Source organism: Aeromonas sp. s12, from assembly GCF_040907925.1.
In the GTDB taxonomy this organism is placed as follows: Bacteria; Pseudomonadota; Gammaproteobacteria; order Enterobacterales; family Aeromonadaceae; genus Aeromonas; species Aeromonas veronii.
The window spans coordinates 137,117-162,632 of record NZ_JBFOCT010000028.1 but is presented as its reverse complement, the minus strand read 5'-3'; the positions used below and the strand labels follow the sequence as shown (position 1 = coordinate 162,632).

22 protein-coding genes are annotated in these 25,516 nt (G+C 60.7%); 12 read left to right on the top strand and 10 right to left on the bottom strand.

Translation table 11 applies throughout. The annotated features are described in order from the left end of the window. Positions 1-56 precede the first annotated feature (56 nt). From AB5Y67_RS14540 to AB5Y67_RS14525, 4 genes are all read right to left on the bottom strand, one after another. Complete coding sequence (locus tag AB5Y67_RS14540) at positions 57-308, bottom strand: DUF3862 domain-containing protein (RefSeq protein ID WP_199427500.1); 252 nt, start codon at positions 306-308, stop codon at positions 57-59. A gap of 47 nt (positions 309-355) precedes the next feature. Next, a complete protein-coding gene (locus tag AB5Y67_RS14535; protein WP_139441822.1) occupies positions 356-901 on the bottom strand; it encodes a DUF882 domain-containing protein in 546 nt (181 codons plus the stop codon). Between the two features lie 164 nt (positions 902-1,065). After that, a complete protein-coding gene (locus AB5Y67_RS14530; protein ID WP_199427499.1) occupies positions 1,066-2,550 on the bottom strand; it encodes a murein L,D-transpeptidase in 1,485 nt (494 codons plus the stop codon). Between the two features lie 92 nt (positions 2,551-2,642). Then, positions 2,643-3,407, bottom strand: a complete 765-nt coding sequence (locus tag AB5Y67_RS14525; protein ID WP_199427498.1) for an ABC transporter substrate-binding protein — start codon at positions 3,405-3,407, stop codon at positions 2,643-2,645. A gap of 316 nt (positions 3,408-3,723) precedes the next feature. Between AB5Y67_RS14525 and AB5Y67_RS14520 the strand changes: the two genes are divergently transcribed. From AB5Y67_RS14520 to AB5Y67_RS14500, 5 genes are all read left to right on the top strand, one after another. Beyond that, entirely contained in the window at positions 3,724-4,269 is a 546-nt protein-coding gene (locus AB5Y67_RS14520; RefSeq protein ID WP_041202288.1) for a hypothetical protein, read from the top strand. 55 nt (positions 4,270-4,324) lie between these two features. Next, positions 4,325-5,344, top strand: a complete 1,020-nt coding sequence (locus AB5Y67_RS14515) for a glycosyltransferase family 2 protein (RefSeq protein ID WP_005338462.1) — start codon at positions 4,325-4,327, stop codon at positions 5,342-5,344. Beyond that, positions 5,341-5,712 (top strand): GtrA family protein, encoded by a 372-nt coding sequence (locus AB5Y67_RS14510; protein WP_005338463.1) that lies wholly within the window; start codon positions 5,341-5,343, stop codon positions 5,710-5,712. The genes AB5Y67_RS14515 and AB5Y67_RS14510 overlap by 4 nt, the downstream gene beginning before the upstream one ends. Then, a complete protein-coding gene (locus AB5Y67_RS14505; protein WP_199427497.1) occupies positions 5,712-6,878 on the top strand; it encodes a hypothetical protein in 1,167 nt (388 codons plus the stop codon). Before AB5Y67_RS14510 ends, AB5Y67_RS14505 begins: the two co-directional genes overlap by 1 nt. 228 nt (positions 6,879-7,106) lie before the next feature. Next, positions 7,107-9,218, top strand: a complete 2,112-nt coding sequence (locus AB5Y67_RS14500; RefSeq protein WP_199427496.1) for an alpha-amylase — start codon at positions 7,107-7,109, stop codon at positions 9,216-9,218. Positions 9,219-9,293: 75 nt separating this feature from the next. Here the strand turns inward: AB5Y67_RS14500 and AB5Y67_RS14495 are convergent, their stop codons facing one another. After that, positions 9,294-9,920: a glutathione S-transferase gene (locus tag AB5Y67_RS14495; RefSeq protein ID WP_199415318.1), complete on the bottom strand. Its 627-nt coding sequence runs from the start codon at positions 9,918-9,920 to the stop codon at positions 9,294-9,296. 170 nt (positions 9,921-10,090) lie between these two features. On the opposite strand from AB5Y67_RS14495, the gene AB5Y67_RS14490 reads away from it, so the two are divergent. From AB5Y67_RS14490 to AB5Y67_RS14475, 4 genes are all read left to right on the top strand, one after another. Then, on the top strand, positions 10,091-10,735 hold the full coding sequence (locus tag AB5Y67_RS14490) for a response regulator transcription factor (protein ID WP_076492859.1): 645 nt from the start codon (positions 10,091-10,093) through the stop codon (positions 10,733-10,735). A 113-nt stretch (positions 10,736-10,848) separates the two neighbouring features. Next, on the top strand, positions 10,849-11,445 hold the full coding sequence (locus AB5Y67_RS14485) for a TetR/AcrR family transcriptional regulator (RefSeq protein WP_058059041.1): 597 nt from the start codon (positions 10,849-10,851) through the stop codon (positions 11,443-11,445). An 82-nt stretch (positions 11,446-11,527) separates the two neighbouring features. Next, entirely contained in the window at positions 11,528-12,406 is an 879-nt protein-coding gene (locus tag AB5Y67_RS14480; protein ID WP_199415319.1) for an alpha/beta hydrolase, read from the top strand. A 112-nt stretch (positions 12,407-12,518) separates the two neighbouring features. Continuing rightward, positions 12,519-13,664 (top strand): patatin-like phospholipase family protein, encoded by a 1,146-nt coding sequence (locus tag AB5Y67_RS14475; protein ID WP_005347843.1) that lies wholly within the window; start codon positions 12,519-12,521, stop codon positions 13,662-13,664. A gap of 28 nt (positions 13,665-13,692) precedes the next feature. Here AB5Y67_RS14475 and AB5Y67_RS14470 read toward each other — a convergent pair whose 3' ends face one another. Beyond that, positions 13,693-15,645 carry a monovalent cation:proton antiporter family protein gene (locus AB5Y67_RS14470; RefSeq protein WP_005338473.1) on the bottom strand — a complete coding sequence of 651 codons (1,953 nt, stop codon included), beginning with the start codon at positions 15,643-15,645 and terminating at the stop codon, positions 13,693-13,695. Between the two features lie 118 nt (positions 15,646-15,763). Here AB5Y67_RS14470 and AB5Y67_RS14465 point away from each other — a divergent pair, with 118 nt between their 5' ends. After that, positions 15,764-16,666 (top strand): GGDEF domain-containing protein, encoded by a 903-nt coding sequence (locus AB5Y67_RS14465; protein ID WP_005347848.1) that lies wholly within the window; start codon positions 15,764-15,766, stop codon positions 16,664-16,666. Positions 16,667-16,746: 80 nt separating this feature from the next. Here AB5Y67_RS14465 and tilS read toward each other — a convergent pair whose 3' ends face one another. Continuing rightward, positions 16,747-18,105 (bottom strand): tRNA lysidine(34) synthetase TilS, encoded by a 1,359-nt coding sequence (gene tilS, locus AB5Y67_RS14460; RefSeq protein ID WP_199427495.1) that lies wholly within the window; start codon positions 18,103-18,105, stop codon positions 16,747-16,749. Positions 18,106-18,285: 180 nt separating this feature from the next. Here tilS and AB5Y67_RS14455 point away from each other — a divergent pair, with 180 nt between their 5' ends. After that, positions 18,286-20,319: a M13 family metallopeptidase gene (locus tag AB5Y67_RS14455; RefSeq protein WP_199427494.1), complete on the top strand. Its 2,034-nt coding sequence runs from the start codon at positions 18,286-18,288 to the stop codon at positions 20,317-20,319. 58 nt (positions 20,320-20,377) lie between these two features. Continuing rightward, positions 20,378-20,815 (top strand): PliI family lysozyme inhibitor of I-type lysozyme, encoded by a 438-nt coding sequence (locus tag AB5Y67_RS14450; RefSeq protein WP_040066645.1) that lies wholly within the window; start codon positions 20,378-20,380, stop codon positions 20,813-20,815. Positions 20,816-20,891: 76 nt separating this feature from the next. Here AB5Y67_RS14450 and pdxY read toward each other — a convergent pair whose 3' ends face one another. The 3 genes from pdxY to cadB all read right to left on the bottom strand — a co-directional run bounded on the left by pdxY (position 20,892) and on the right by cadB (position 25,390). After that, entirely contained in the window at positions 20,892-21,752 is an 861-nt protein-coding gene (gene pdxY, locus AB5Y67_RS14445; RefSeq protein WP_199427493.1) for a pyridoxal kinase PdxY, read from the bottom strand. A gap of 93 nt (positions 21,753-21,845) precedes the next feature. Continuing rightward, a complete protein-coding gene (locus tag AB5Y67_RS14440) occupies positions 21,846-23,978 on the bottom strand; it encodes a lysine decarboxylase CadA (RefSeq protein ID WP_150390394.1) in 2,133 nt (710 codons plus the stop codon). A gap of 77 nt (positions 23,979-24,055) precedes the next feature. Further along, a complete protein-coding gene (gene cadB / locus AB5Y67_RS14435; RefSeq protein WP_033136539.1) occupies positions 24,056-25,390 on the bottom strand; it encodes a cadaverine/lysine antiporter in 1,335 nt (444 codons plus the stop codon). Between the last annotated feature and the right edge of the window lie 126 nt (positions 25,391-25,516).

Genomic DNA, 25,516 nt, shown 5'->3' with positions numbered 1-25,516 from the left:
ATTACGAGCAACAAAAAAGCGCCCGAGTGGCGCTTTTTTCATGGACGCTCTGCGACTCAGTTAATCCCTTCCGAGCTGAAAAAGGTCGCCTTGTCGGCGATAAAGCGGATCTTGATGTTCTTCCCTTCCCCGCCCCAGAGGCAGCTGGTAGTGCCCAAGGCATCATCACAACGCTCCGCCTTGCCCAGAATGGTGCTGGCCTCGGCGTAGCTCATACCCATCTTCAACTGGTTGTAATTTTCACGGTTGAGCTTGCTGCAACCGGTCAACAACAGGGCGATCAGGCCGCAAATCACTATCTTTTTCATCGCTATCTCCTCTCTGGTGGGAAGAGCTTGGCAGCTTGCCAACCCCTTTACCAGCTGCGCACCGGGCCGGTATCGAGGTGAACGAAGTTGTCACGGGGATAGTAACCAACCCCACCCACCTTGAGCTGGAGCGCCGCCTTGCGCAGATGGGCCAGCTGTACGCCGGGGATCCGCACATCCACCGCCTGCCCCAGGGTGTGGTAGCTGTGCTTGGCCACGCCGCGGCTCTTGTGGCGCTTCTGGCGATTGGTGGCCGGAGCGCGATAGCCGGAGATCAGCTGAATTTCGCTGCGCCGACCCAGCTTGTGCTGCAACAGGAACAGCTGATCAAACAGCTTCTTGTCGATGTTGAACACTTCATTGCGCCGGTAATCGCGGAAGATGTGGTTAAGCTCGGCCAACCCGTCGCTCAGATAGTGGCCATTTTCCCAATAGCTGGCGCGCACCCGCTCGCCGGTATTGAGATTGAAGAAACTGAGTTCACGCCCGGTGGTACTGCGGCTGGCCAGTGCAGGGAAGGAGAGCAGCGAGCTGCCCAGCAGGCAACCGGCTCCCAGCAACAGGCGACGTCGACTTATCTCTTGTTCCAGCATAAGGGGTTCGTCCATCGCAGATTCAAGCGAAAATAGTTGAATAAGATCACTGATTGAATGTGATACAGGCGCTTGAAACTACCCTCCGGCGGGGGGCCCTGTCAAACCTCAATCGCCCATAGAAAAGCCCGGCACAGGCCGGGCTTTTCACTCTGTGGCTGGGATCACAGCAGGCGGCTCTGGAAGCTGACCCGATCAAATCCGTAGATGTCGTTACGCAGTTGCTGGCGACCATTTTCGTCGATCCAACTGCTCCAGTAGACGGTAAAGACCGGAATAGGCGTGGTGAGCGGCAACCATTTGGTCTGGCTCTCCTTGAGGATATTGGCCACCTTGTCCGGCTGATAGCGGGAGTCCGCCAACAACAGCTCGGCCAGATCGTCCGCATGTTCCACCCGGATGCAGCCCGAACTGAAGGCGCGCGCCCCCTGTTCGAACAACGCCTTGCGCGGGGTGGAGTGCAGATAGATGGCATCATTGTTGGGCAGGTAGAACTTGTAGCGCCCCAGGGCATTGTGATCCCCCGGCTTTTGCCGCAGGCGATAGGGGAAACCGGCGGCCAGCGCCTGATGCCACCCCTCTTCGGTGAACTGGACCGGATTGCCCTCGCTGTCGATCACCTCGAACTGCTCGCGACTCAGGTACGCGGGATCCCGACCCAGCTTGGGCAGGATGTCCTTGCTCAGGATGGAGCGCGGCACATGCCAGGAAGGATTGAGCACGATGGAGCGAATTTCGCTGGCAAGAATGGGGGTGGCCCGCTGCTCCTTGCCGACGATGACCCGGCTGGTGAATACCTCGTTGCCGGACTCCACCACGCTCAGGCGGTAGTCGGGAATATTGACCAACACGTAGCGGCCACCGGCGAGTTGATCTACCAGATCGCGACGCCACAGGTTACGCAACAACAGACTGGCGCGCACTTGCGGGCCGGTATTGAGCCAGGAGCGGGTCTGACGGCCGATGATGCCGTCTGCGGTGAGACCGTGACGACGCTGGAACTGTTTGATGGCCTGCTCGGTATCACCATCGTAAATCTGATCACCATGGCTCGGGGCGCTGTCGCCCAGCTCGTTGAGCATGGCGCGGATTTGGCCAAGCTCGGCTGAGCTCTCTCCGGCACGCAGGGTCGGCATATCGAGGGTTGGCCACTTGCTGGCCATCGGCATTGCCAGCAGTTTGTGCACTTTGGCCCGCACCGCCTCGTATTCCGCCACCTGGGGGCGCAGGGATTTCACCTGGGTGAGCAGGTCATCATCGCTGGGTTGGGTCACTACAGGGCGGTTCAAATCGAGCTTGAGGGTCTTCATCTGCTCGCGCGAGACCAGATCCATCCCCCGCCAGGCGTGCTGGAAACGGCTCAGCTTGGTAAAAATGTCGTCATAGATGGCACCACGCTTGTCTGCAGGGGTGGCCTGCAGACGCTTCCACTGCGTGAAAAAATCGGGGTGCAGCTGGGCTAGCACAGCCTCTTGCAACTGCTGCTCCAGCTCGACACGGGCCTGTTCGGCCTGACTGCCCTGATACCAGTCGTGTCCGGTTTCACTGGCCGCCACCACGACTTGTGCTTCGGTCGCATGTACCGCGCCAGCGGGCAAACATCCCAGCCACACCAGATTGGCAAGGGCCAGCCAATACTTCATCCCCATGGGTACCTCAAAACGGTTTGTTCACTCTGTCAGGCCTGACAAGCAGACCCGATGCTCAGGCCGCTCATGATGCGTGAACGGCCAATACTTTGCTAGCGCCCGGGGGCATAACGCTGCCAGATAATGTCATACGCATCTGTCTCCTTGAACCGCGCCAACGCCTGATTGAATTGTTGCAAGAACTGCGGCGAAAAGCTGCGCTTGCCCAACATAAAGAAGCTCGGCGATTCAGATACCACCATGGGGTGGCTGGTGAACAGACCGTTCATCCCCTCCTTGTTAAGGGCGCTGGGGGTAGCCAGCATGTCACCAAGGAAACCGTCGATCCGCCCGCGGGCCAGCTTCTCAAAATTTTGCTGGTCGCTCACCGCACTCACCTGTTTGGCATAGCGAGCGAGCAGCGACATCACTTCCTCACCATAGAAGTACTCTTTGGTAACGCCGAGGGAGTAACCACTGGCCAGCCAGCTCGTCAGATCCTGTTCGGGATAGTGGCTGCCCTTGCGGATCCACAGCAAGGTGCGCCCCGGGTTGTAGGAGTCGGAAAACCAGGCATAACGAGCGCGCTCATCATTGATATTCGCCTCCATCGCCATGTCTATCTCGCCATGCTCCATCTCGTGCAGTACCCGCTTCCAGGGCAGCTCCACATAGTTGACCTTGCAGTGCATGGAAGTGAGCACAGCCGTCAGCACCTCGGCGGCATAACCGCGCACCTCTTGCGGTGAATCGGCTTCGTAATAATGGTAAGGGGGCCAGTTATCGTAACCGACCTGAATAGGCTCGGGACACAGGGCCCTGGCCAATGCCATTGGCGCCCATAATCCAAGCAACAGACAGCAAGAGATCCACTTCATATGTCATCCTTGACGAATAAGTGAGTCATCATAAATCGCCCCCTGCAAAATGGCGATAGAGGCCAGATGCCTATCGCATCCGCTAGAAAATGACGCAGCAAAGCGCCTCTATTTGCCAAATGCCCTGCCGGAGCGCCACTGGCAACCTGTGCCCCGCCAGGCCTGTTTAACCGGGAAACAGCAACGTTTGGAACAGGGGTAAAAAGGGGTTAATATGTGACCAAATATTTTTTTGTGATCCACTATGCTTTTTTTGCAATTGGATTAGCATATGCGCGACATCGGCCTACCCATTCTGTCAGGCATAGAGAGTGATATGACGTACAAAAAGTTCGGTTTTTTGACTGCCATTCTGGCGTTAAGCGGTTTTTATCTTTACACCCTCTATCTGGCTGCTCACCCCAACGTGAGCCTGGCCTACAAACTCTATTATCTGGAAGGCAAAACCCGCTTCTGGGAACACAACTCCAGCATGACCTATCAGCCTGGTAACGAGCTCAATCTGACCAAGCCGAGCCGCTTCCTCTCCAGCGAAGGCTGGGCCAAGAAGCCGAGCGACGAAGGTACCCTGCTCAGCGGTCAGGGCGGTCTCTACTTTGTGCTGCCCAAGCAGGCAGCCAATCCGGATCAGCTTACCGTACAGGCCCGCATCAATAGTCCGGAAGCCGGTGCCCTGTTGAAAGTGGCGCTGGGTCACGACTTCACCACCACGGTGAAACTGGCCAAAGCGGGTATCAACGAAATCCGCCTCAGTCTGCCCGGCGACTCGCTCACGGCAGATCCCAAGCGCCCCAATTTTCTGGCGCTCTCGGCACCTACTCCCATCAATGTGCAGTCGGTACGTTTGACCGTAGCCCAGTGATCCTTGCCCCGAATACCATTTTATAAAAACAACTATCCCAAATAAGGACGTTCTTATGTCGCATCCAGATTTTCGACTCTCTCTGGTCGTTCCCGTTTACAACGAGGAAGAGAGCATCGATGCCTTCATCAACGCGATAGACAACGAACTGGCCCCGCTGAAAGACCAGCTTGAAATTGTATTCGTCAACGATGGCAGCCGTGACCGCACCCGTGAAGTGGTCGAGCAGGCCATCGCCCGCGATCCGCGCGTAACCCTTGTCAACCTGGCACGCAACTTCGGTAAAGAAGCGGCCCTGACCGCCGGTCTGCATCAGGCCAAAGGGGATGCCATCGTGCCAATGGACGTGGATCTGCAAGACCCGCCCGCCCTGATCCTGGAGTTCGTCAAACTGTGGCAGACCGGTGACTATGACACCGTCTACGGCATCCGCGTCGATCGCAGTGCCGATACCCCGATGAAGCGCCTGACTGCCGGTGGCTTCTACCGCTTCTTCAACGCCCTCTCCACCAGCACCAAGCTGCCGGAGAACGCCGGTGACTTCCGCCTGATCGACCGTCGCGTGGTCGAGGCGATCAAGCTGCTGCCCGAGCGCAACCGCTTTATGAAGGGGCTGTTTGCCTGGGCCGGTTTCCGTGCCGTTGGCGTCCCCTACGAGCGCCCGGCCCGTCACGCCGGTGAAACCAAATTCAACTACTGGAAACTGTGGAACTTCGCCCTCGACGGCCTGCTCAGCTTCTCCAGCTGGCCGCTGCGGGTCTGGAGCTATGTGGGTGTCGGCGTCTCCTTCGTCGCCTTCCTCTACATCCTCAAGATCGTGACCCAGGTGGTCTTCTTCGGCATCGACGTGCCCGGTTACGCCTCCCTGATGTCTGTAGTGCTGTTCCTCGGCGGTATCCAGCTGCTGTCGCTCGGCATCATCGGCGAGTACATCGGCCGCATGTTCGTGGAAGTGAAACAGCGCCCGGTCTACCTCATTGAAGGGGTCTATGGCCAGTATGCCAAGCAGGATGCGGCCAAACCGCAGAGCGCTGACAGCAACCCGCAAGAGCAGCAGGAGCAAGCGCCTCAATGATCTCCCGCGAGGAATTCTGGCGGCTGGTACGTTTCGGTTTTGTCGGCGGGGGGGCTACCCTCGTCGACCTTGGCACCTCCATCGCACTGTTTCATACCTGGCCCACCATCTCGGAGCACCTGGTTACCACGCTGGCTTTTGCCATCGCGTTCTGGTTCTCCTTCTTTGGTCACCGCTACATCACCTTCCAGAAGCAGGGAGCCGCCAGCAAGTTTCTGCTGGTCGCCCTTTTCTCGCTGGCGGTGCGTAACCTGATCCTGAGCGGCCTGCTGTTTGCGGGGCTCTCCGGTCTGCTGCCGGTGGTCATCGCCACCCTGACCGTTACCGTCCTCACTTACGTTCTCTCTCGCGTCTGGGTTTTTGCCTGATGAATGATATGACCAATACTGCCCCGCGAACCGGGGCTGCACTCCCCTATCGCCCGTCACTGCGCATCAGCGGTCGTGACTGGCTGATGATCATCGCCGCCTTCATGCTGAGCCGGGTGGCCCTGTATGGCATGGGCTACTTCGGTGTCCAGCTCTATGGCTCCCCCGACATAGGCCCGCTGCAGGCCTATTGTCAGTTCGACTGCGTCTGGTTCCAGCGCATCATCGAAAATGGATACGACCTCTACCCGCGCTGGCTGAGCAAGGGCAATGCGGCCAACTGGGCCTTTATGCCGCTCTATCCGATGGTCTCCGGTGCCATCTCCAACCTGTTCAATGTCGAGAGCCTGATCGGCCTCATCATTGTTACCAACCTCTCCTTCTTCGCCAGTTTGCCGCTGATGCTGCTGGTGTTGCGTCAGCTCAAGCTGGGGGACGATACCGCCCGCTTCGGCGTCTGGCTGCTCGCCTTCTCCCCCTTCTCCGCCTACTTCGTCTCCGGCTATACCGAGTCGACCTTTATGGCGCTGATGCTGGGGATGTTCCTGTTCGCCTATCGGGAGCAGTGGCTGATGGTGGCCGTGCTGGGGGTCTGTATCTCCGCTACCCGCAACCTGGGGGTGATGATGGTCTTCCCGGTGCTGATCCTGGCGCTGCAGGCCTACGGCTGGCGGGAATTTTTCCGCTTCACCGAGCGCGCCTTCAAGGTGGTCTTCACCCTCTGGATGATCCCGTTTGGCCTGTTCGCCTACATGGTCTACCTCTATCATCTGACCGGCGATGCCTTTGCCTTCAAGCACATTCAGGTGGCCTGGGGTCGCTATATGGACAGCCCGCTGGACTGGTGGCTGAGCGGTTTCGAGCTGGGCGGCCGCAAGGCTTACCTCTCCATCATGGTGATCTTCGGCTGGTGTCTGAACGGCTACCTGTTCAGCCAAAAGCGCTGGGCGGAAGCGACCCTGATGTTCATCTGCTGCACCATTCCGCTGATGACCGGCCTCAACGCCATGCCGCGCTATATGTTCGGGCTCTACCCGACCCTGCTGGCCATCATTCTGCTGACCCATCGCTGGCCCGCTATCCGCCCGGCAGTGCTCTGCCTCAGCGGCATGGTCGCCTCCTTCATCGCGGTGGCCTTCGTCAACTTCAAGTTCTTCACCGTCTGATGTGACGACAATGCCTGATACACCAAATGCCGGTCACCTGACCGGCATTTTTTTATGGCCGCTATTTTTATCGACAGAGCATCCCTCTCCTCTCCGTCACACTTTCCTCGGCTTGAAAACGTAACCATTTGAACTGATGTCACAAATCGGCATTTTGCCGATCCAAGGCGCGCTTTGCTGCTCCTAGAATGGGCCCTTGTCCGAACTGCCCTGCTCAAGGAATGGCTTATGCGTCGTGCTCATCACTTATCCCCTCTCTGGCTCGCCCTGCTGGCTGCCCCTCTGTTCATCCAACAGGCGATGGCCGCCCCCGAGGTTCGCCTCTATGTAGATGGTCAACCGGTGGCGGCCCCGCTCGCACTGGACAAGGGCACTGTGGAGTTGACCCATCCCCTTGCCAAGGGGAGCCACCAGATCCGCATAAGCGACGCAGGAAACAGTTGCGGCACCAGCTTTGGCCCGAGCGAGAGCAAGCCGCTCCCCTTCGGCACCGCCCAGCCCATGGACAAATGCAGCAAGGATCAGAGCTTTACCCTGCGGGTGATGCTGGCCGGGGAGTATCAGTTCACCTTCAACCCGGATACCCCCAGCCTCAAGGTGCTACGGGCGACCAAGAAGAGCGAGTTCAAGCGCCAGCCACCAGAAGAGCCCTGCATCAGCTGGGATGGCGGCCCGGTCACGGTATCCCTAAAAGGGGTTTGGCCCGAGGGTACCCGACTGAGGGATGCCTACTCGAAACAGGAGGCGGTGGTCAAACAGGGCAAACTGACTCTGACCCCGAGCAAAGAGAGCGGCGGCCTGCTGCTGCTCGAGCCGGTCAAGGCAGCCAAGTCAGCACCGTTCAGCTGGGATCATGCGAGCGTCTATTTCCTGCTGACCGATCGTTTCCACAATGGTGACCACGCCAACGACCACAGCTTCGGCCGCCAGAAGGATGGACAGGATGAGGTGGCCACCTGGCACGGCGGCGACTTCAAGGGGCTGACTGAGAAGCTCGACTACATCAAGAGCCTCGGCATGAACGCAATCTGGATCACCCCCATGGTGGAGCAGGTTCACGGCTTTATCGGCGGTGGCGAGCAGGGCAATTTTCCTTTTTACGCCTACCACGGCTACTGGGCGCTCGACTTCACCAAAATCGACCCCAACTACGGTGATGAAGAGAGTCTGAAAACCCTGGTGGATGAGGCCCACAAGCGCGGCATGCGGATGATCCTCGACGTGGTGATGAACCACGCCGGTTACGCTACCCTCGCCGACTTGCAGGATTTGGGGCTCACCGAACTGGCCCAGAACACAGCCAAGCTGCCGACCGTCTGGAACCAGTGGCGCCCGAGCGGCGGCCTCAACTGGCATGGCTACAACCAGTTCATCGACTATCAATCACCCGCGTGGAACAAGTGGTGGAGTGGTGACTGGGTGCGCGCCGGCCTGCCCGGCTACCCGCAGCCAGGCACCGACGATGTCACCGGCTCGGTGGCGGGGCTACCGGACTTTCTGACCGAATCGACCAAACCGGTAGGGCTGCCGCCGTTGCTGGCCGCGAAAAAGGATACCCTCGCCAAGGCGCTGCCCGACGCTACCGTGAGCGACTACCTGATCGCCTGGCACACCGACTGGGTGCGTCGCTTTGGCATCGACGGTTTTCGCGCCGACACCGTCAAGCATCTGGAGCCCGAAGTGTGGGCCAAGCTCAAGCATGCAGGCACCGCTGCGCTCAAGGAGTGGAAAGCCGCCAACCCGGACAAGGCCCTCGACGATCTGCCCTTCTACATGGTGGGCGAGGTGTGGGATCACGGGGTGGCCAAGGATTTCTGGTATCAGAACGGTTTCGATTCCCTGATCAACTTCGACTATCAGCGCGAGTTTGCCCTGTCACAGGCCCAGTGCATGGCCAGCGCCGAGCCCACCTATGCCAGCTACGCCAGCCGCATCAATCAGGATCCCGAGTTCAACGTGTTGAGCTACATCAGCTCCCACGACACCAAGCTGTTCTTTGGCGACTATCAGGATGTGCCGCTACAGCGCCGGGTCGCCAACAGCTTTATGCTGCTGCCGGGCGGCATCCAGCTCTACTACGGCGACGAGTCCGGCCGCGGGCTCGCCAAGGATGGCGGGGTGTTCGATCAAGGCTTGCGCTCGGACATGAACTGGCAGGATCTGGCTAGCGGAGACAAGGCTGAGCTGGTCAAGCACTGGCAGCAACTGGGCCAGTTCCGCGCCGCCCATCCGGCCATTGCGGCAGGCAGTCACCAGAAACTCTCGGATGCCCCCTACGCCTTCGTGCGGGAGAAGGGGGATGACAAGGTGGTGGTGGTCTTTGCCGGTCGGCAGAAGTAACCCTTGAGCCACATTGACCAGCAACAGAGAGGGGAGCCACTGACTCCCCTCTCTCGTATATCTATCTGCCAAGGCTCACTGTGACAGGCGCGCCGCCACCGGCCACTGCAACCGCGCCTTGACCAACATCTCTTGCCACAGAGGCCAAGAGAGCAGCGCCTGCTGATAGGCTCCGGCCTGACCGGGCAACAGGATGCCGTAGCTGGCCAGCCGATAGGCCATCACCGCATAGAAGGCATCGACAATGCCCGCCTCGCCAAAGTAGAAGGGGCCCCGCGCCTGCGACCAGATCTCCTGCAAGCGAGCCAGCTCACCGACCGCCTCCACCGGGGGATCGATACGGGTTGGCGCCCCAAGAAAGAAGGGGAGCAGAGAACGGATCTGCCGAAATCCCGCGTGCAACTCGGCGCAGAGGCTGCGAGCCAGTGCCCGCTCGGCCAGCGAAACCGGATAGAGCTGACGGTCGGGACAGAGCTCGTGAATATATTCGGCGATGGCCAGCGAGTCGTGAACCCGCACGCCATCGTGTTCGAGCCAAGGCACCAGACCGGCCGGTGCCAGCCGCTTGAGCCGGGCCAGCGACTTGGCATCCTCCAGATCGAACACCTGCTCCTGCCACGTCAGCCCGCTCATGGCGAGCACCAGTGCCGCTCGCATAGCCCAGGTGGAGCCGGTGCCCACCGCCAATACCAAGGATCCCATCTGTTGCCTCCTGCATGAGTTGCCTGCGACCGGCCGATCTGCCTTGATGGCAAAACATCCGATGGTCGCTTCACATTTGCACACCGGCGGGTTTGACCCTCTTGGTGAGCGATGCTAGTTTGATTTTTCAAAACAATCAGTTAGCAACAATGTGAGCCATTAACCGAAATATGGACAGCCAATTTACCATCGTCATCGCAGATGACCACCCCCTGTTTCGGGGCGCCCTTTACCAAGCGGTGCACATGGCCATCAACGACGCTCAATTGCTGGAAGCGGACTCCATCGACAGCCTGACCAACCTGCTCGGCGAGCACCCCGAAGTTGACCTGTTGCTGCTCGATCTCAAGATGCCGGGGGCCAACGGCTTCGAGGGGCTGGCCCACCTGCGCGGCCAGTATCCCGACCTGCCTATCGTGGTGGTCTCCGCTTCGGAAGATGCGGCCATCATCCAGCAGGTGTTGCGGCTCGGGGCGCTCGGCTTTATTCCCAAATCGGTACCGATGAAGGAGCTGGTCAACGCCCTCAATACGGTGATCGGGGGGGATAACTGGGTGCCGGAAGGCATCTCGCTCCATCCCGAATCGGAAGATGGCCCCGATTTCGCCAGCAAGCTGGCCAGCCTCACTCCCCAGCAATACAAGGTGCTGATCATGCTGCGCGATGGCAGCCTCAACAAACAGATCGCCTGGGAGCTCAATGTCTCCGAAGCCACCATCAAGGCCCATATCACCGCCATCTTCAGAAAATTGGGTGTCAAAAACCGCACTCAGGCGGTTATCGCCCTGCAACAGCTCGATATCAAGGAGAGCTGAAACCTGCGCGCAGTGACACGCACGAGACGACATAGCCAGCCATGCTGGCTATTTGTTGCTCGACAATTAGCACGATCGTACTTTATGCTGCCAGCGCCAACGAGGAGAGAGTGATGAGCAAGGGGCGCCTGACCCGGGAAACCATTTTGCAGACCGCCTTTGAGCAGGCGAGCCAGCAAGGGCTGGAGAGCCTGACCATCGGCTCGCTGGCCAGCGCCTGCGAAATGTCCAAAAGCGGCCTGTTTGCCCACTTTCAATCCCGCGACAATCTGCAGATCGCCGTGCTGGAGTACGCCGCCGAGGTGTTCCGGCTGCGGGTGATCCAGCCGGTACGCCAGCAGGAGCACCAAAGCCAGCACGACAAGCTGATCGCCCTGCTGCGCGCCTGGCAGGCGTGGAACCACTGCTTTGCCGGACGCTGCATGTTTCTCGACGCCTGGACCTCGGTGCAGGATGGCCATGAGCAAGAGAGCCCTGTGCAGCAAGCCGCCCGGCAACTGGTGCGCTTCTGGCTCGACTATCTGGCCCGTCAGGTGGTGCAGGGGCAGGCCGCTGGTGAGTGGCGACAGGAGATGGATCCCTGGCGCGCCGTTTATCGCCTCTATGGCCTCTATCTGGCGGATCAGGTGTTCAACGATCTCGAACTGTGTCAGGATCCGGCCCGCCACTTCTGGCCCGAGGTGGACGCTCTGCTGAGCAGCTGGCGCTGATGTTTTGGCATCCGTTCAACACGAATTTTTAAAAACCGATAAAAAAGCACGACCGTTCGCACATAAAAACCACAGGATGACCATGAGCAGCAAGATCTACTTCAACACCCGCCGCTTCAGCCCGAGCAAATGGCTGCTGGGGATCGGCACCCGGTTGCACCACAGACTCGCCCCCACCCATGCCAAGCGCACCGCCAGCAAGTTGCTGCTCACCCCCCAGCGCAACCAGCGGGATGGCAGCGAACCCGACGGTCTGGTGAAGCAGGCCGTCCATACCAGCGAAGGGGTATTGATGAGCTATCGGCTCGGTCAGGGGCCGCTGTGGCTACTGATGCACGGCTGGTCCGGCAGCGCCAGCCAGTTCTATCCGCTGATGAGCCATATCGCCGCGCAGGGTTTCACCGCCATTGCCTACGATCATCCGGCCCACGGCCAGAGCGCGGGCAACACTGGCCATCTGCCCCGCTTCGTGCGCGCCTTCGACGAGCTGGCAGCCAAATTGGCCAGCGAAGCAGGTCCGCTGCACGGGGTCATCGCCCACAGCATGGGGGGCGCCGTCACCCTCTCCAGCCGTCAGGCGGGTATCGATACCCTGCCGCTGCTGTTGATTTCGCCGGTGCTCGACTATGTGCCCCAGCTCTACGGCATGGTGGCGCGCTCCGGCTACTCCATCCGGTTGTTCGATGCGGTGGTCAAGGAGATTGAGCAGGAGTACCAGCACCCCTTGAGCACGGTTGATCCGCTGGGTCGCCTCGCCAGTCGCAGCGGCGCGGCGATGATAGTGCACGACGAGGAGGACAGATTTGCCCCGCACGGCGATTCCTTGCGGGCCAGTCAGGATGGTCATACCCGGCTGGTGAGCACCCGGGGTCTGGGCCACGGTCGCATCCTCGCCAGCGCCCCGGTATTCGCCGCCTTCGATCAGCTGGCGCGGCCGGAAAATCCTCACCGAGCCCTTTGACACGGGGCCATGAAAAAAACGGGCAAGCGCCCGTTTTTATATTTGATACAGCGCCTTATAGTTAACTTGTCAGTGGGAACATTCTTGTCAGAACACGATAAGGCGCCAGCATATGGCCAGACCCAATACAGCGTTGTTGCTCACCGGTGGCGGTGCTCGCGCCGCCTATCAGGTCGGAGCCCTCAAAGCGATTGCGGAGCTCTACCCGCGCAATCTCGGCATCCCTTTTCCCATCCTGTGTGGCACCTCGGCGGGGGCCATCAATGTCACCGCGCTCGCCTGCTACGCCTCCTGCTTCCATCTGGGGGTGCGCAAGCTGGAGTGGGTCTGGCGCCGCTTCGAGACTCACCACATCTTCGATTTTCACCCGGGGCGCCTGCTGTGGCGGTTGATGTATGAAGGGTCGGCAGGGCTGATCAATCCCCACACCAACCACGCCTTTCACCTCTTTGACAACGCGCCGCTGCACCGCCTGCTGGATCAGCTCATCGACTATCACCGCATCGATGACAACATCCTCTACGGCAGTCTGGAGGCACTGGCCATCACTGCGTCCGATTACGATGACGGCCTCTCCACCACCTTCTTTCAGGGGCGGGCCGACCACCATCCGTGGGAGCGGGCCAGACGGCGCGGGGTGCGCACGGTGCTTACATCGGAGCACCTGCTCGCCTCCTCGGCGCTCCCCTTCGTCTTTCCAGCCACCCGGATCGGTGAGAAGTTCTACGGCGACGGATCCATCCACCAGCTGAGCCCGCTCAGCCCCGCCATCCATCTGGGTGCGGAGCGGATCCTGCTGATCACCCTGGATCCGCCGGCGCACTCGGCGCCGACCCATCATCACGGCCATCTCACCAGCTCCAATATCGCCAGCCATCTGCTCGATACGGTCTTTACCGACACCCTCAACTCCGATCTGGAGCGGCTGTGGCGCATCAACCAGACTCTGGATCTTATCCCTGAGCGGGAACGCAATCGCCTCAAGCTGAAACGGGTGGAGACCTGTGTGCTGAAACCGAGTCAGGATCTCGATACCATCGCACTGGCCTACCTGCGCAAACTGCCGCTAAAGTTGCGCCGCCTGTTGCGGGTGCTGGGCGTGAAGGGGGATGAGACCAGCAGTCTGGCCAGCTTTTTGATGTTCTATCCGGGTTATTGCCAGCAGCTGATCAAGCTGGGCTATCAGGACACCCTGAGGGAGCGGGAGCGGGTCGTCGCCTTCCTCGATATCGAAGGGTTGCCAAAAGAGCGGGAATAAAGGGTGCGGCCGATGAGTACGAGGGGACTCAGCGTCCCTCCAGCAAACGCTGCTCCGCCTGCTCCATCGCCACCACGGTACCAAACAGGATCAGCCGATCGCCAGCCGCCAGCACCAGTTCGGGCCTGGGCTCCAGGCTCTGATCCCCGCGCTGCACCTCCTTGATCCGCACCTCATCAAGCGGCAACTCGCGCACTTCACGGCCTACCGCCCACGCCTGATCGTGCAGCAAAAGCGGATGGAGACGTTCGAGCAGCTGATCTGCCTCCAGATTGCTGGCACTCTGATCCCCCCAGTAGAAGCCGTGCAGGAAGCGATACTGGCTGCTACGCTCCAGCTCCATCCGGCGGATCACCCGGCCAATTGGGATATCGCAGTTGAGCAGCAGGTGGGAGACCAGCATCAGGGCACCCTCCTGGGATTCAGGGATCACCTCAAACGCCCCCGCCTGCTTGTACTGCTCCAGAAAGCTGTCATCCCGGGTACGCACCAGCACCTTGAGATCCCCCGCCAGTTCGCGGATCAGTGCCAGCATCGCCTCCACCCGCTTGCGATCATCGAAGGTGATGATCACCAGCCGTGCCCGCAACAGCCCGGCGGCCAGCAGAATATCGCGGCGGCTGGCATCGCCGAAGGCCACCTGCTCCCCCGCCAGCTTGGCCTCACTCACCCGCTCCGGGTCAAGATCGAGGGCCAGAAAGGGGATCTCCTCGATCTTGAGAAAGCGGGCACAGGTCTGCCCCGCCCGGCCAAACCCGGCAATGATGACGTGCTGGTTTTTGCTCAGTCCCGACTGGGCGACTTCGGAGCGGGTCAGCAGCGCCGGATCGGTGAGGCTGCGGGCAAGCGAATGGGCCTGGGTCACCAGCCAGGGAGTCATGGCGATGGAGATGATGCCGATGCCGATGAGCAGGGAGACCAGTTGCTGATCCAGCAAGCCGTGGTGCAGTGCCAGTGCCAGCAGCACGAAGCCAAACTCTCCCACCTGACTGAGCATGATGCCGGCGGCCATGCTGTCGCGCTTTCGCTCCCCCATCAGCCGCCCGGCCAGCAGCACCAGCAAGGATTTGCACAGCACCAGCAGCACCACGCAGATCAGTACCTGCCACCATGCCCGCGCTACCAGCTCCCACTCCATGGCCATGCCGATGGTGATAAAGAAGAGCCCCATCAGCACGTCGCGAAAGGGCTTGATGTCCACCTCCAGCTGATGACGGTAGTGAGACTCCCCCAGCATCATCCCCGCCAGAAACGCCCCCAGCGCCATCGACAACCCCAGCGAATGGGTCATGTAGGCGGCCAGCAGCGCCACCAGCAGGGCGCTCAGCACGAACAACTCGTCGGAGCGGGCCCGCGCCACCTCGTGAAACAGCAGCGGCAGCAACCACTTGCCCACTGCCAGCAGAGTGAAGAGAGCAAACAGCCCCTTGAGGGTGGCCCAGGCGATCTCGGCGGCAAGGGCGCTCCCCTGCACTTCCGGCTGGGCGAGGATGGGGATCATCACCAGCAGGGGCACCACCGCCAGATCCTGAAACAGCAGCACGCTCACCCCCAGCTGGGCGCGGCGGGTATGGAGCTGCTTCTGCTCGCCGAGCTGCTTGATCACCACAGCCGTCGAGGAGAGTGCCAACGTCCCCGCCACCACCAGCGACTGGGCCAGACCCAGCCCCCACCACCAGCCGATGGCGAAGAAAAGCAGTGACGTGAGCAGCACCTGCAACATCCCGACCCCCAACACCAATCGCCGCATCGCCAGCAATTTCGGCAGGGAAAACTCCAGCCCCAGCGAGAACATCAGAAAGACGATCCCCAGCTCGGCAATGGTCTGCATGATCGACTGGCCGGTGATCACCGCCAGCCCGTGGGGGCCGAGCAAGACGCCGGCAATAAGGTAGGCAAGGATCACCGGCAAGCCGAGGCGCCGGAAAGTTGCCACCAGCAGGACGGCGGCGAACAGCAGGATCAACAGGTCGGTGTACAAATTTTCCTCTCCTTTTATCGACTTAAGCTTAGTCAGCCGATCTGGCGGGCAGGAAAGATATATTGGGCATGCCAATTGCAGGGAGGAGACAGTAGTCAGGTGTTACAGGTGGAAGACCATGGAAAATACGTCGTCACTTAATGGCTTTAGCCATGGCATCGAGCAGTGGGTTCGCCAGATGGAGCGGCTCACGCCGTTGCCCAGCGTTGAACGCAACCAGTTGCTCGAGCAGTTGTTGGGGCAGAGCGATCTCGGCGGTCTGCTGACAACTTTTGCCGATCGTGCGGCAAGAATTGTCAGGATCCACGGTCTCTACCTCGATTGTGGCCAGCCCCATGTGCTGATCCAGCACCCGCCGCTGGCCACCCTCAACCTGCACAACTATCCGTTCGAGCTGCGCGGTCAGCATGGCCAGCTGCTCGGCCAGCTCCACTACGAGCTGGAACATCCGCTGAGCGGCAGCCAGCAACGGGTACTGATGCAATACCATCAGCTGCTCTGCCTGCTGCTGCCCCTCTATCTGCGGCTGGAAAAACTGGATCAGCTGGTCCGGCTCGATCACCTGACCGGCCTTGGCAACCGCTCCTACTTTGACGAGGCCATCGGTCGCGCCATCGAGCAGCATAGCCGCGAGCCTCACGGTCTGGTGCTGGTGCTGCTGGATCTCGATCGCTTCAAGCAGATCAATGACACCTGGGGCCATCCGGTGGGGGATCTGGTGCTGAGCCGCTTCGCCCAGCTGCTCAAGGGGTGCATCCGCAGCACGGATCAAGCCTTCCGGCTCGGGGGGGATGAATTTGCCCTGCTGCTGCAACCGGCCGAACCCGAGGCGTGGCGCCCGGTCTGGCTGCGACTGCAGCACATGTTGATGACCAACAAGGAGCTCAGCACCTTCTCGGTCGGATGCAGCCTTGGCGCCGCCAGCTGGCAATCCGGGGTCGATGTGCCGAGCCTCTACGAGGCGGCCGACAGCCACCTCTACGCCCGCAAAAAAGCCGGCAAGGCCAGCCCTAACGAATAATCCCGAACTCTTCTTTGCTCCGGCACATGCGCGCCATGTGACCGGAGCTTCTTTTTTTGGGGAGTTAACCCCCGCTCAAGTCAGGGGAGATCCAGCTCAGGCAGGATGGGGGCGGCACCGCTCTCCTGCCAGTGACAGACCAGCCCGGCCCCCTGCGCCATAAAACCGTCGCAGATAAAAAGCCCCACCACCGCCGCCACCTGCTCGCCATAGTAGAGGATGGGGATGCGTCCACGCTGCCACGAAGGCACGCCATACTCCTGCAAAAGCTTTTTCATCCGCCGACTGCCGCTCCGCCCAACCGGTTTGAGGGGGATCCCGGGCGCCACCTGAAAACGCACCGAGAGGGGTTCATCAGCTCGGGGGGAACGCAGCCGCTCCTCGCCGCACTCCGCCATGCGCACCACCAGCTCGCCCAACCCGTCCGGCAGGCTCAGCGGCTCACCCACGGTCAGCGGCAACACCTGATGACAGGGTTGCAGGTCAGGGCTCACCAGGTAGAGCCGCTCCTGATAACGGCGGCAGCTCTGGCGCCCCCAGTTGAGCCGGGGATTGGCATCGCCGCGCGCCAGCGCTACCTCCTGCCACAGCCGGGCAAGCTGCTCACGGGATGGCATCTCCCCCCCCTGACGGCGGATCCAGTAGCGCAGCAGGTTGTTGCGCCGGGTCGGTGAAAGGGCGTGTAAGGGGCCGATATGGAGCGCCTCCCCCTCGCCCGCCAGCTGCCAGTCACTCTCGGCCAGCTCATCCAGCAGCGCCTCCTGCTCGGCGCACAGGGCCATGCTGCGCGCCGCGGTCTGGGCCATGGCGGGCCAGCGCGCCTTGAGCCGGGGGATAAGCGTCTGGCGCAAAAAGTTGCGGTCATAGCTCACGTCCTGATTGCTCTCATCCTCCACCCAGCCAAAGGGGAGGCTCGACGCCGCCTCGGCCAGCTCGGCGCGACTCATATCGAGCAGCGGCCGAAGCAACAGGCCACCGGCAAAGGGCTGACTTGGCAAAATCCCCGCCAGACCGCGCAGACCGGCGCCGCGCTTGAGGGCCAGCAGCAGGGTCTCCAGCTGATCGTCCTGATGGTGGGCGGTGAGCAGCCACTCCCCCTCCTGCATCCGGGCGGTCAGCCGCTGGTAACGGGCTGTGCGGGCCTGCGCCTCCAGACTCTCGCCATTGCCACGGGCCAGTGTTACCCGCTCGACCAGCAGCTCCACCGCCAATTGCTGACACACGGCTTCACAATGAGCGACCCACTCATCGGCACGGGGACTGAGGCCGTGGTGCACGTGCAGGGCGCGAAGTGGCAGGCTGTGCTCGCGGGCATACTGCGCCGCCAGTACCAGCAGCAGGGTGGAGTCGAGGCCGCCACTGAAGGCCACCAGCAGACCGGTGGAACCTTCTGGCGCTGGCATAGTCAGACAAAAACGAGAATAAAGATGAGAAATCATAGGCTTCCCCAAAACGGACCGGCCGATCTTAGCAGAGTCGGGCTTATCAAGCTGCAACCCTGCTGCTAGAGTGAGGCTCGCCCGCCCTCTCCACCAGGCTGGCTGCAAGGCGGTCGCACAACCGGTTGGAGCAAGGAAGATGGGCAGGGAAGCAAACAACCCGAATTGGAATCAAACAAGATGAACAATAAGAAAAGCTTACTGGCCGGCCTGATTGGACTGGCACTGCTGGCTGGCTGCAGTCAGGCACCGCAAGACTCCCCCAAACACTCCGGGCTGGCGCTGGCCAATATGGACACCCAGGTCAAACCCGGCGATGACTTCTTCCGCTACGTCAATGGCAAGTGGCTCGCCACCGCCAAGATCCCCGACGATCGCCCCGCCGATGGCGCCTTCTACATGCTGCGGGACAAATCCCTCGCCGATGTGCGGGTGCTGGTCGAGGGGCTGGCCAAGCAGGAGGCCGCCACCGGCACGCCGACCCAGCAGATCCGCGATCTCTACGCCAGCTATCTGGATCAGGCTGGCCGTGACGCCAAGGGGCTCACCCCGCTGGCACCGACGCTGGCCGACATCGATCGGATCGGTGATCAGGCCGCGCTGGCCCGTGCCTTTGCCCAGTCGGGCCGCATGGGCGGCGGCGCGCCGTTTGGCATCTGGATCGACGCCGATGCCAAGTCCCCCGACCGCTATGCGGTCTACCTCTATCAAGGTGGACTGGGGCTGCCGGATCGGGACTACTACCTCAAGCAGGATCCCGACAGTCAGGCCCTGCGCCAGAAGTACCAGCAGCATATCGCCGCCATGCTGAGCCGCCTCGGTGAGTCTGATCCGAGCGGCAAGGCCAAACGGATTCTGGCCCTCGAAACCCGGCTCGCCACCATCCAGTGGGACAACGTGGCCCTGCGGGATCGGGAGAAGAACTACAACAAGCGCCCCGCCAGCGAACTGGCACGGCTCGCCCCCCATCTCGACTGGCAGGCTTATCTCAATGCCGCGGGCATTGCTGGCCAGCCTGATCTCATCATCGGTCAGCCAACCTATCTGAGCGCGCTGGATCAGGTGATGGCCCAGACCCCCATCGCCGACTGGCAGGCCTACCTCAAGTGGCAACTGCTGACCGACTACGCCCCCTATCTCGACAGCGAGACCGACCGCGCCAACTTCGCCTTCTACGGCACCACATTGAGCGGCACGCCCAAGCAGCGGGCCAGCTGGGAGCGGGCACTCGGGGTGCTGAACGATCATCTGGGTGAAGCGGTCGGCCAGCTCTATGTGGCCCGCTACTTCCCGCCAGCAGCAAAGGAGCGGATGGAGCAGCTGGTGGAGAACCTGCGCACCGCCTACGGCCAGAGCATCAAGGAGCTCGACTGGATGTCGCCCGAGACCAAGGCGCAGGCCCTCGAGAAGCTGGCCAAGTTCCGCCCCAAGATCGGCTACCCCGACAAGTGGAAGGATTACAGCGCCATCACCATCAAACCGGATGATCTGGTGGGCAACCTGCAACGCTCACAAGCCTTTGAATACGCAGACAGTCTGGCGCGCCTCGGCAAGCCGGTCGACCGGGACGAGTGGCACATGTCGCCGCAAACGGTGAACGCCTACTACAACCCGAGCAACAACGAGATCGTCTTCCCGGCGGCCATTTTGCAGCCCCCCTTCTTCGACATGACGGCGGATGATGCGGTCAACTACGGCGCCATCGGCGGGGTCATTGGCCACGAGATGGGCCACGGTTTTGATGATCAGGGGGCCAAATCCGACGGTGACGGCATGATGCGCGACTGGTGGACACCGCAAGATCTCAAGGAGTTCCGCTTCCGCACCAGCCGTCTGGTGGCCCAGTACAACCGCTTCGAGCCCATCAACGGCCAGTTCGTCAACGGCCAGTTTACCCTGGGTGAGAACATCGGCGATCTGGGCGGTCTCACCATCGCCCACAAAGCCTACGAGCTGTCGCTGGATGGCAAGGAGGCACCGGTGCTGGATGGCTTCACCGGCGAACAGCGCTTCTTCCTCGGCTGGGCGCAGGTGTGGAAGGGGATGTATCGCCCCGAGCTGATGCAGATGTTGCTGCGCTCCGACCCCCACTCGCCCCCCGAGTACCGGGTCAATGGCGTGGTGCCGAACATTCCCGCCTTCTATGAGGCATTCAACATCCAGCCGGGGGACAAACTCTATCTGCCGCCCCAGAAGCGGGTGAAGATCTGGTAACAGCATCACGGCGGGCTTCCCGGGAGCCCGCACTCAAGAGACAGCAAGAGGTTGCAAGATGAACAGAGCATTGATGATGGCAGGGCTGCTGACCCTGCCGCTGGCGGCACAGGCCGAAGAGGGATTTAGCAAGCAACTGACCCTCCCCTCCGGGCAGGTGATCCGGGTGGCGCAGGGGGCCGGTGAGCCCGCCTCCATCGGCAGCTATGACGTGCGGCTCTATTCGGGTCAGAACGCCCAATTTCCACTGGATGAGTTTCAGGATGGCAAGGTGATGGCCCGCAACGGCTTTATCCGGGAGCTGAAACTGGTCGACTTGAATGGCGACAAGCAGCCCGAGCTGGTGGTCATCATCGAGAGCGCCGGTAGCGGCAGCTATCAGGATGCCGATGCCTACACCGTCAGCCCGCAAGGGGAGCTGGAGATCTTTAATCAGGTCAAGGAGCTGGAGCCCAAAGAGGATGTGGTCAAGGCGCTCAAAAGCCCGCAGGACTAAGCCCTCTCCCGACACCTGACATATAAAAAGCCCTGATGATCAGGGCTTTGTTGTTTCTGCTGTTGGCGCAAACAGCTCAGAGGCGGGTCGCCCGGATGGAGACCTGCGGCAGCGCCATCTCGTGCTGGGCCGCCACCAGTTGCAGCTCGTAAGCCCCCGCCAGCCAGGTGCGAGCCAGCACGGCATCAACGCTGGCATTGGTAAGCTCGAACGCCGCCACCGGGGTGCAACCGGCCAGCAGATTGGCCAGCATGGTGGCGCTTAGCAGATCCCCCACCCCGATGGGGTGGCGAGCAAAAGGGTAGAGTGGGCGGGAGAGATGAAAGGTTCCCTCCTCGCACACCAGCAACATTTCGAAGCGGTCCATGGCAAAACCTGCCTTGCCCAGATGCTTGACCATCACCAGCTTGACCCCTTGCGCGCGCAGCTGCTGGCACGCCTCGATGGCCTCCGGCACATTGCGGATATCACGGCCGGTGAGCTGTTCCAGCTCCAGCAGATTGGGGGCCAGCATATCGGCACAGGCCAGTGCCCGGTGTTTCAGAAAATCGGCGACGCCGGGTGCCACTATGCACCCCTTGTCGGGGTGACCCATCACGGGGTCACAAAAATAGAGGGCGGCCGTATTGAGCGCCTTGAGCCGGGCCACCGCCGCCAGGATCTCCTCCCCCTGTTCGGCCGAGCCGAGGTAGCCGCTCAGCAGCGCATCGCACTCGGCCAGCACGCCGATCTCCGCCAGGCCGTTTACCAGCTGACGGATATGGCCGCCGGGCATCACCATCCCCTGCCAGCCTTCGCGGTATTGGGTGTGGTTGGAGAACTGCACCGTGTTCATCGGCCACACCTCGATCCCGAGGCGACGCATGGGAAAAACGGCGGCGCTGTTGCCGGCACAGCCAAAGACTACGTGGGATTGAATGGAGAGCACTCGCTTCATGATTGGCGACTCACGCAATAAGAACAGGAATTCCGGAGGGAAAAACGGGCCTTGCGGCCCGTTGTTGTCACTTTCGACTGTTGTCACTGTCGATTAACGCAGCACCTTGACGGTGTAGCTGCCATCGGCTTGACGATAGAGGCCGTGGATGTCGGTCTCGAAACCTGGGTAGTGGGCACCGATCTCGCACAGCATCTCGAGGAACTCGAGCACCGGCAGAGAATCCTGGGTCACCATCTCGCCCGGCAGTACCAACGGAACTCCCGGCGGGTACGGCAGGATCATGTTGGCGCTGATGCGGTCAACCATGTCACGCAACGGCACCTCTTCCAGATTGCCCGCCAGCTCTTGCTGCCATGCAGCATGCGGGGTCATTTTCATCTCCGGCAGCACGTCGAACGCCTTGAACATCAGCTCCGGCAGACGGTATTTGCAGGTCAGATCGTGGATGCTCTGGGCCAGCTCCTGAATGCGCATCCCTTCGTAGAAGCTCGGATCTTCACGATAGAGGCTCGGCAGTATGTTCTTGATGGTCAGGTTCAGGTCATAGCCACGCTTGAACTCGGTCAGGGCGCGCAGCAGCTGCATCGCCTTGGACTGATCGATACCGATGGAGAAGAGGAACAGCATGTTGTAAGGGCCGGTCTTCTCGACCACGATGCCGCGCTCGTCCAGGAACTTGGAGACCAGAGAGGCAGGGATGCCCTTCTCCAGCAACTGGCCATCACGACCCATACCCGGGGTCAGCAGAGTGACCTTGATCGGATCCAGGTACATGTGGTTGTCATCGATGTCCTTGAAACCGTGCCAGTCATCTTTCGGATCCAGCTTCCAGCACTCGACGGTGTCGATGTTGTCCGGCTGCCATACGTCGAAGAACCAGCCTTCGCTCTGATCACGCAGACGCTTGATCTCTTTGCGGAAGGAGATGGCGCGATCGATGGAGTCCTTGATCAGACGCTTGCCGGTGTTGCCACGCATCATGGCAGCGGAGATCTCGGTCGATGCCACGATGCCGTACTGCGGCGAGGTGGAGGTGTGCATCATGAAGGCTTCGTTGAAGGTCTCTTCCTCCACGTCACCCTTGATGTGGATCATCGAGGCCTGGGAGAAGGCCGCCAGCAGCTTGTGGGTGGACTGGGTTTCGTAGAACACCTTGCCCGGCATCGCTTCGCCGCTCATGCCGCACTTGCCTTCATAGATCGGGCTGAAGTTGGTGTAAGGCACCCAGGCACTGTCGAAGTGGATGTAAGGGGTATCCAGACTCTCCTTGATGAAGCCGGTGTTGTAGAGCAGGCCATCATAGGTGGAGTTGGTGACGACGGCGTAACGGGGAGCCTGAGCACCCGGTGTCGCGGCGACCTTGGCTGCGATGGTGTCGCGGCTGAATTCGCTCTGCGGGATACCACCCAGAATGCCGTAGGCGTTGCGGGTCGGACGGAAGTAGATCGGGGTCACGTCGTTCATCATCATCAGGTGAGTGAGCGACTTGTGGCAGTTGCGGTCAACCAGCACAGTGCTGCCTGCCGGCGCGGAGAACATGCCGACGATCTTGTTGGCAGTGGAGGTGCCGTTGGTAACGATATAGGAGCGATCGGCGTTGAAGGTACGGGCGATGTACTCTTCGGCTTCCTTGTGCGGACCGGAGTGATCCAGCAGGGAGCCCAGCTCCGGCATGGAGATGGATACGTCAGCCTTGAACGCGTTCGCGCCGTAGAAGTCATAGAAGATGCTGCCGGCCGGGCTCATCTGGAAGGCGGTACCGCCCATGTGACCCGGAGTACAGAAGGTATATTTACCCTCTTCCACGTACTTGAACAGAGCCTTGGTGAACGGCGGCAGGATGGCGTCCTGATACTCCTGAGTGGCCTGACCCATCTTGAGGGCGATGTCGTCGGCCATGCCGAGACGGTACTCGAAGAAGTGCACGTTCAGACGCAGGTCGGTCAGGTGAATATCCAGGGTGGACTGGTCGTTGGCGAAGGCGAAGATCGGCAGCTTCTCGTTGCGATCGTGGATCTCCTTGCACAGACCCAGGGAGTATTTGTCCCAGTCGAAGATGGCGCCGCAAACGCGGGGGTTCTTCTCGATCAGTTTCAGCAGGTCGGCGACGTCGACCGGATAAACAACCTCGAAACCCTTGCGCTCGAGGGAGGCTTGCAGCTGGCGAATGGGTTCTTCTTTAAAGAAAACGCCCAGGTGGTTGAGGATGGCAATGATATTCATCGTAATGCTCCACACGTAATGGGGCGCTCTCCATCATGGATGGTGAGTGAAGAGCGCTCGGAAGATAAAAGGGGGAATTAGTTGCTGGGTTGCTCGTTGAGCAGGGCGTCGTGCTGACGCAGACCCTGTTTTTTGGCGTAGAACATCAGGATGATGAGCGACACCACGAAGGTAGCGGTGAGGTTGGAACCCTTGGCACCCATCAGGGCCACCAGACAGAAGACACAGGCCACACCGGAGAAGATCATCGCGCCGATGCTGCGGGAGGTCATGCCCTCGAAGCGGATCAGGTTAATGCTGGAGTAGAAGTAGGGCAGCATGGTCAGCAGCACTGCATCTGTGGTCAGCACATTGAAGAGGTCGGCAGCGTGGGCAGACTGGGAGGTGAAGGCGGTCAGGCCAATCATCAGGGCAGTCATCTTCAGGGAGCCCAGGATCAGACCCTTCTTGGCCACGCCGTTCTTGTCCACTTCGCCATAGATTTTCGGGAAGTTGCCGTCGTTGGCGGCACGCTTGCCCGCCTCGCCTACCAGCATCATCCAGGAACCGAGCGAGGTGAAGCAGGCCAGGGCGGTGAAGGCAGAGACGAATGGTGCAGACCAGCTACCGAAGATGGCGGAAGAGGCCATGGCAAACGGGGCGCCGGAGGCAGCCACTTCACCGGCCGGGAACATGCCGCTGATCACCTGGGTAGAGAGGATGTAGATAACACCCGCGATACCGGTACCCAGCATGGTGGCGAGCGGTACGGTGCGCTTGGGATTCTTCACCATGCCGGAAGAGACGGCGGCAGATTCAACACCGACGAAGGACCAGAGGCAGATCAGCACGGCGCTGATGACCGCATGCAGGTCGCTGCCGCTGGTGGTGTTCCAGTTCTGGCTGTAGACGGTGGCATCAAAATGACCCCAGCCCATCACCGCAGTACCGACAACCGGCAGCAGGATCAGTACCAAACCCAGAGTACAGAGTCGGCTCACCCAGCTACCGCCAAGCAGGTTGACGAAGGTGAAGATCCAGACGGCAGCGATGGTGGCTGCGGCGGCCGGAATTGGGCTGTTGAGAATGGGGAAGAAGACCGAGAGGTAGGAGACGCCGGTAATGGCGATAGCCAGGTTACCGATCCAGTTGGCGTGGTAATAGAGCACACCGGTCTGGAAACCGAACACCGGAGAGATCTCGCCAGCGTAAGCAATGGGGCCACCCTCTTGCGGGTTCTTGGTAGCAAGGCGGGCGAAGACAAAGGCGAGGCCCATGGCGCCTACCAGACAGATTGCCCAGCTAAAGACAGAGATGGAGCCGATGGTGGCCAGTGCCGAAGGCAGCAGCGCAATACCACTCCCCATCATGTTGCCGGCCACCACACCTGTACAGGCGATAAGGCCAATCTTCTTGCTCGTATCTAGGGACATAAGATCTCCGGTTCTATAAAAGGTCGGGTCGTCACATACACATTTGGCGGAACGCCCCGCCAAAGAATGCGCACAGACTAGGCCTCTCATCCCCGGAAAACATAAAGACCAGCTAACGGATAAAAA

Bases quoted from the DNA above. Each gene is read 5' to 3' on its own strand.
- AB5Y67_RS14540 (WP_199427500.1), bottom strand. From the start codon at position 308: ATGAAAAAGATAGTGATTTGCGGCCTGATCGCCCTGTTGTTGACCGGT.
- AB5Y67_RS14535 (WP_139441822.1), bottom strand. From the start codon at position 901: ATGCTGGAACAAGAGATAAGTCGACGTCGCCTGTTGCTGGGAGCCGGT.
- AB5Y67_RS14530 (WP_199427499.1), bottom strand. From the start codon at position 2,550: ATGGGGATGAAGTATTGGCTGGCCCTTGCCAATCTGGTGTGGCTGGGA.
- AB5Y67_RS14525 (WP_199427498.1), bottom strand. From the start codon at position 3,407: ATGAAGTGGATCTCTTGCTGTCTGTTGCTTGGATTATGGGCGCCAATG.
- AB5Y67_RS14520 (WP_041202288.1), top strand. From the start codon at position 3,724: ATGACGTACAAAAAGTTCGGTTTTTTGACTGCCATTCTGGCGTTAAGC.
- AB5Y67_RS14515 (WP_005338462.1), top strand. From the start codon at position 4,325: ATGTCGCATCCAGATTTTCGACTCTCTCTGGTCGTTCCCGTTTACAAC.
- AB5Y67_RS14510 (WP_005338463.1), top strand. From the start codon at position 5,341: ATGATCTCCCGCGAGGAATTCTGGCGGCTGGTACGTTTCGGTTTTGTC.
- AB5Y67_RS14505 (WP_199427497.1), top strand. From the start codon at position 5,712: ATGAATGATATGACCAATACTGCCCCGCGAACCGGGGCTGCACTCCCC.
- AB5Y67_RS14500 (WP_199427496.1), top strand. From the start codon at position 7,107: ATGCGTCGTGCTCATCACTTATCCCCTCTCTGGCTCGCCCTGCTGGCT.
- AB5Y67_RS14495 (WP_199415318.1), bottom strand. From the start codon at position 9,920: ATGGGATCCTTGGTATTGGCGGTGGGCACCGGCTCCACCTGGGCTATG.
- AB5Y67_RS14490 (WP_076492859.1), top strand. From the start codon at position 10,091: ATGGACAGCCAATTTACCATCGTCATCGCAGATGACCACCCCCTGTTT.
- AB5Y67_RS14485 (WP_058059041.1), top strand. From the start codon at position 10,849: ATGAGCAAGGGGCGCCTGACCCGGGAAACCATTTTGCAGACCGCCTTT.
- AB5Y67_RS14480 (WP_199415319.1), top strand. From the start codon at position 11,528: ATGAGCAGCAAGATCTACTTCAACACCCGCCGCTTCAGCCCGAGCAAA.
- AB5Y67_RS14475 (WP_005347843.1), top strand. From the start codon at position 12,519: ATGGCCAGACCCAATACAGCGTTGTTGCTCACCGGTGGCGGTGCTCGC.
- AB5Y67_RS14465 (WP_005347848.1), top strand. From the start codon at position 15,764: ATGGAAAATACGTCGTCACTTAATGGCTTTAGCCATGGCATCGAGCAG.
- tilS (WP_199427495.1), bottom strand. From the start codon at position 18,105: ATGATTTCTCATCTTTATTCTCGTTTTTGTCTGACTATGCCAGCGCCA.
- AB5Y67_RS14455 (WP_199427494.1), top strand. From the start codon at position 18,286: ATGAACAATAAGAAAAGCTTACTGGCCGGCCTGATTGGACTGGCACTG.
- AB5Y67_RS14450 (WP_040066645.1), top strand. From the start codon at position 20,378: ATGAACAGAGCATTGATGATGGCAGGGCTGCTGACCCTGCCGCTGGCG.
- pdxY (WP_199427493.1), bottom strand. From the start codon at position 21,752: ATGAAGCGAGTGCTCTCCATTCAATCCCACGTAGTCTTTGGCTGTGCC.
- AB5Y67_RS14440 (WP_150390394.1), bottom strand. From the start codon at position 23,978: ATGAATATCATTGCCATCCTCAACCACCTGGGCGTTTTCTTTAAAGAA.
- cadB (WP_033136539.1), bottom strand. From the start codon at position 25,390: ATGTCCCTAGATACGAGCAAGAAGATTGGCCTTATCGCCTGTACAGGT.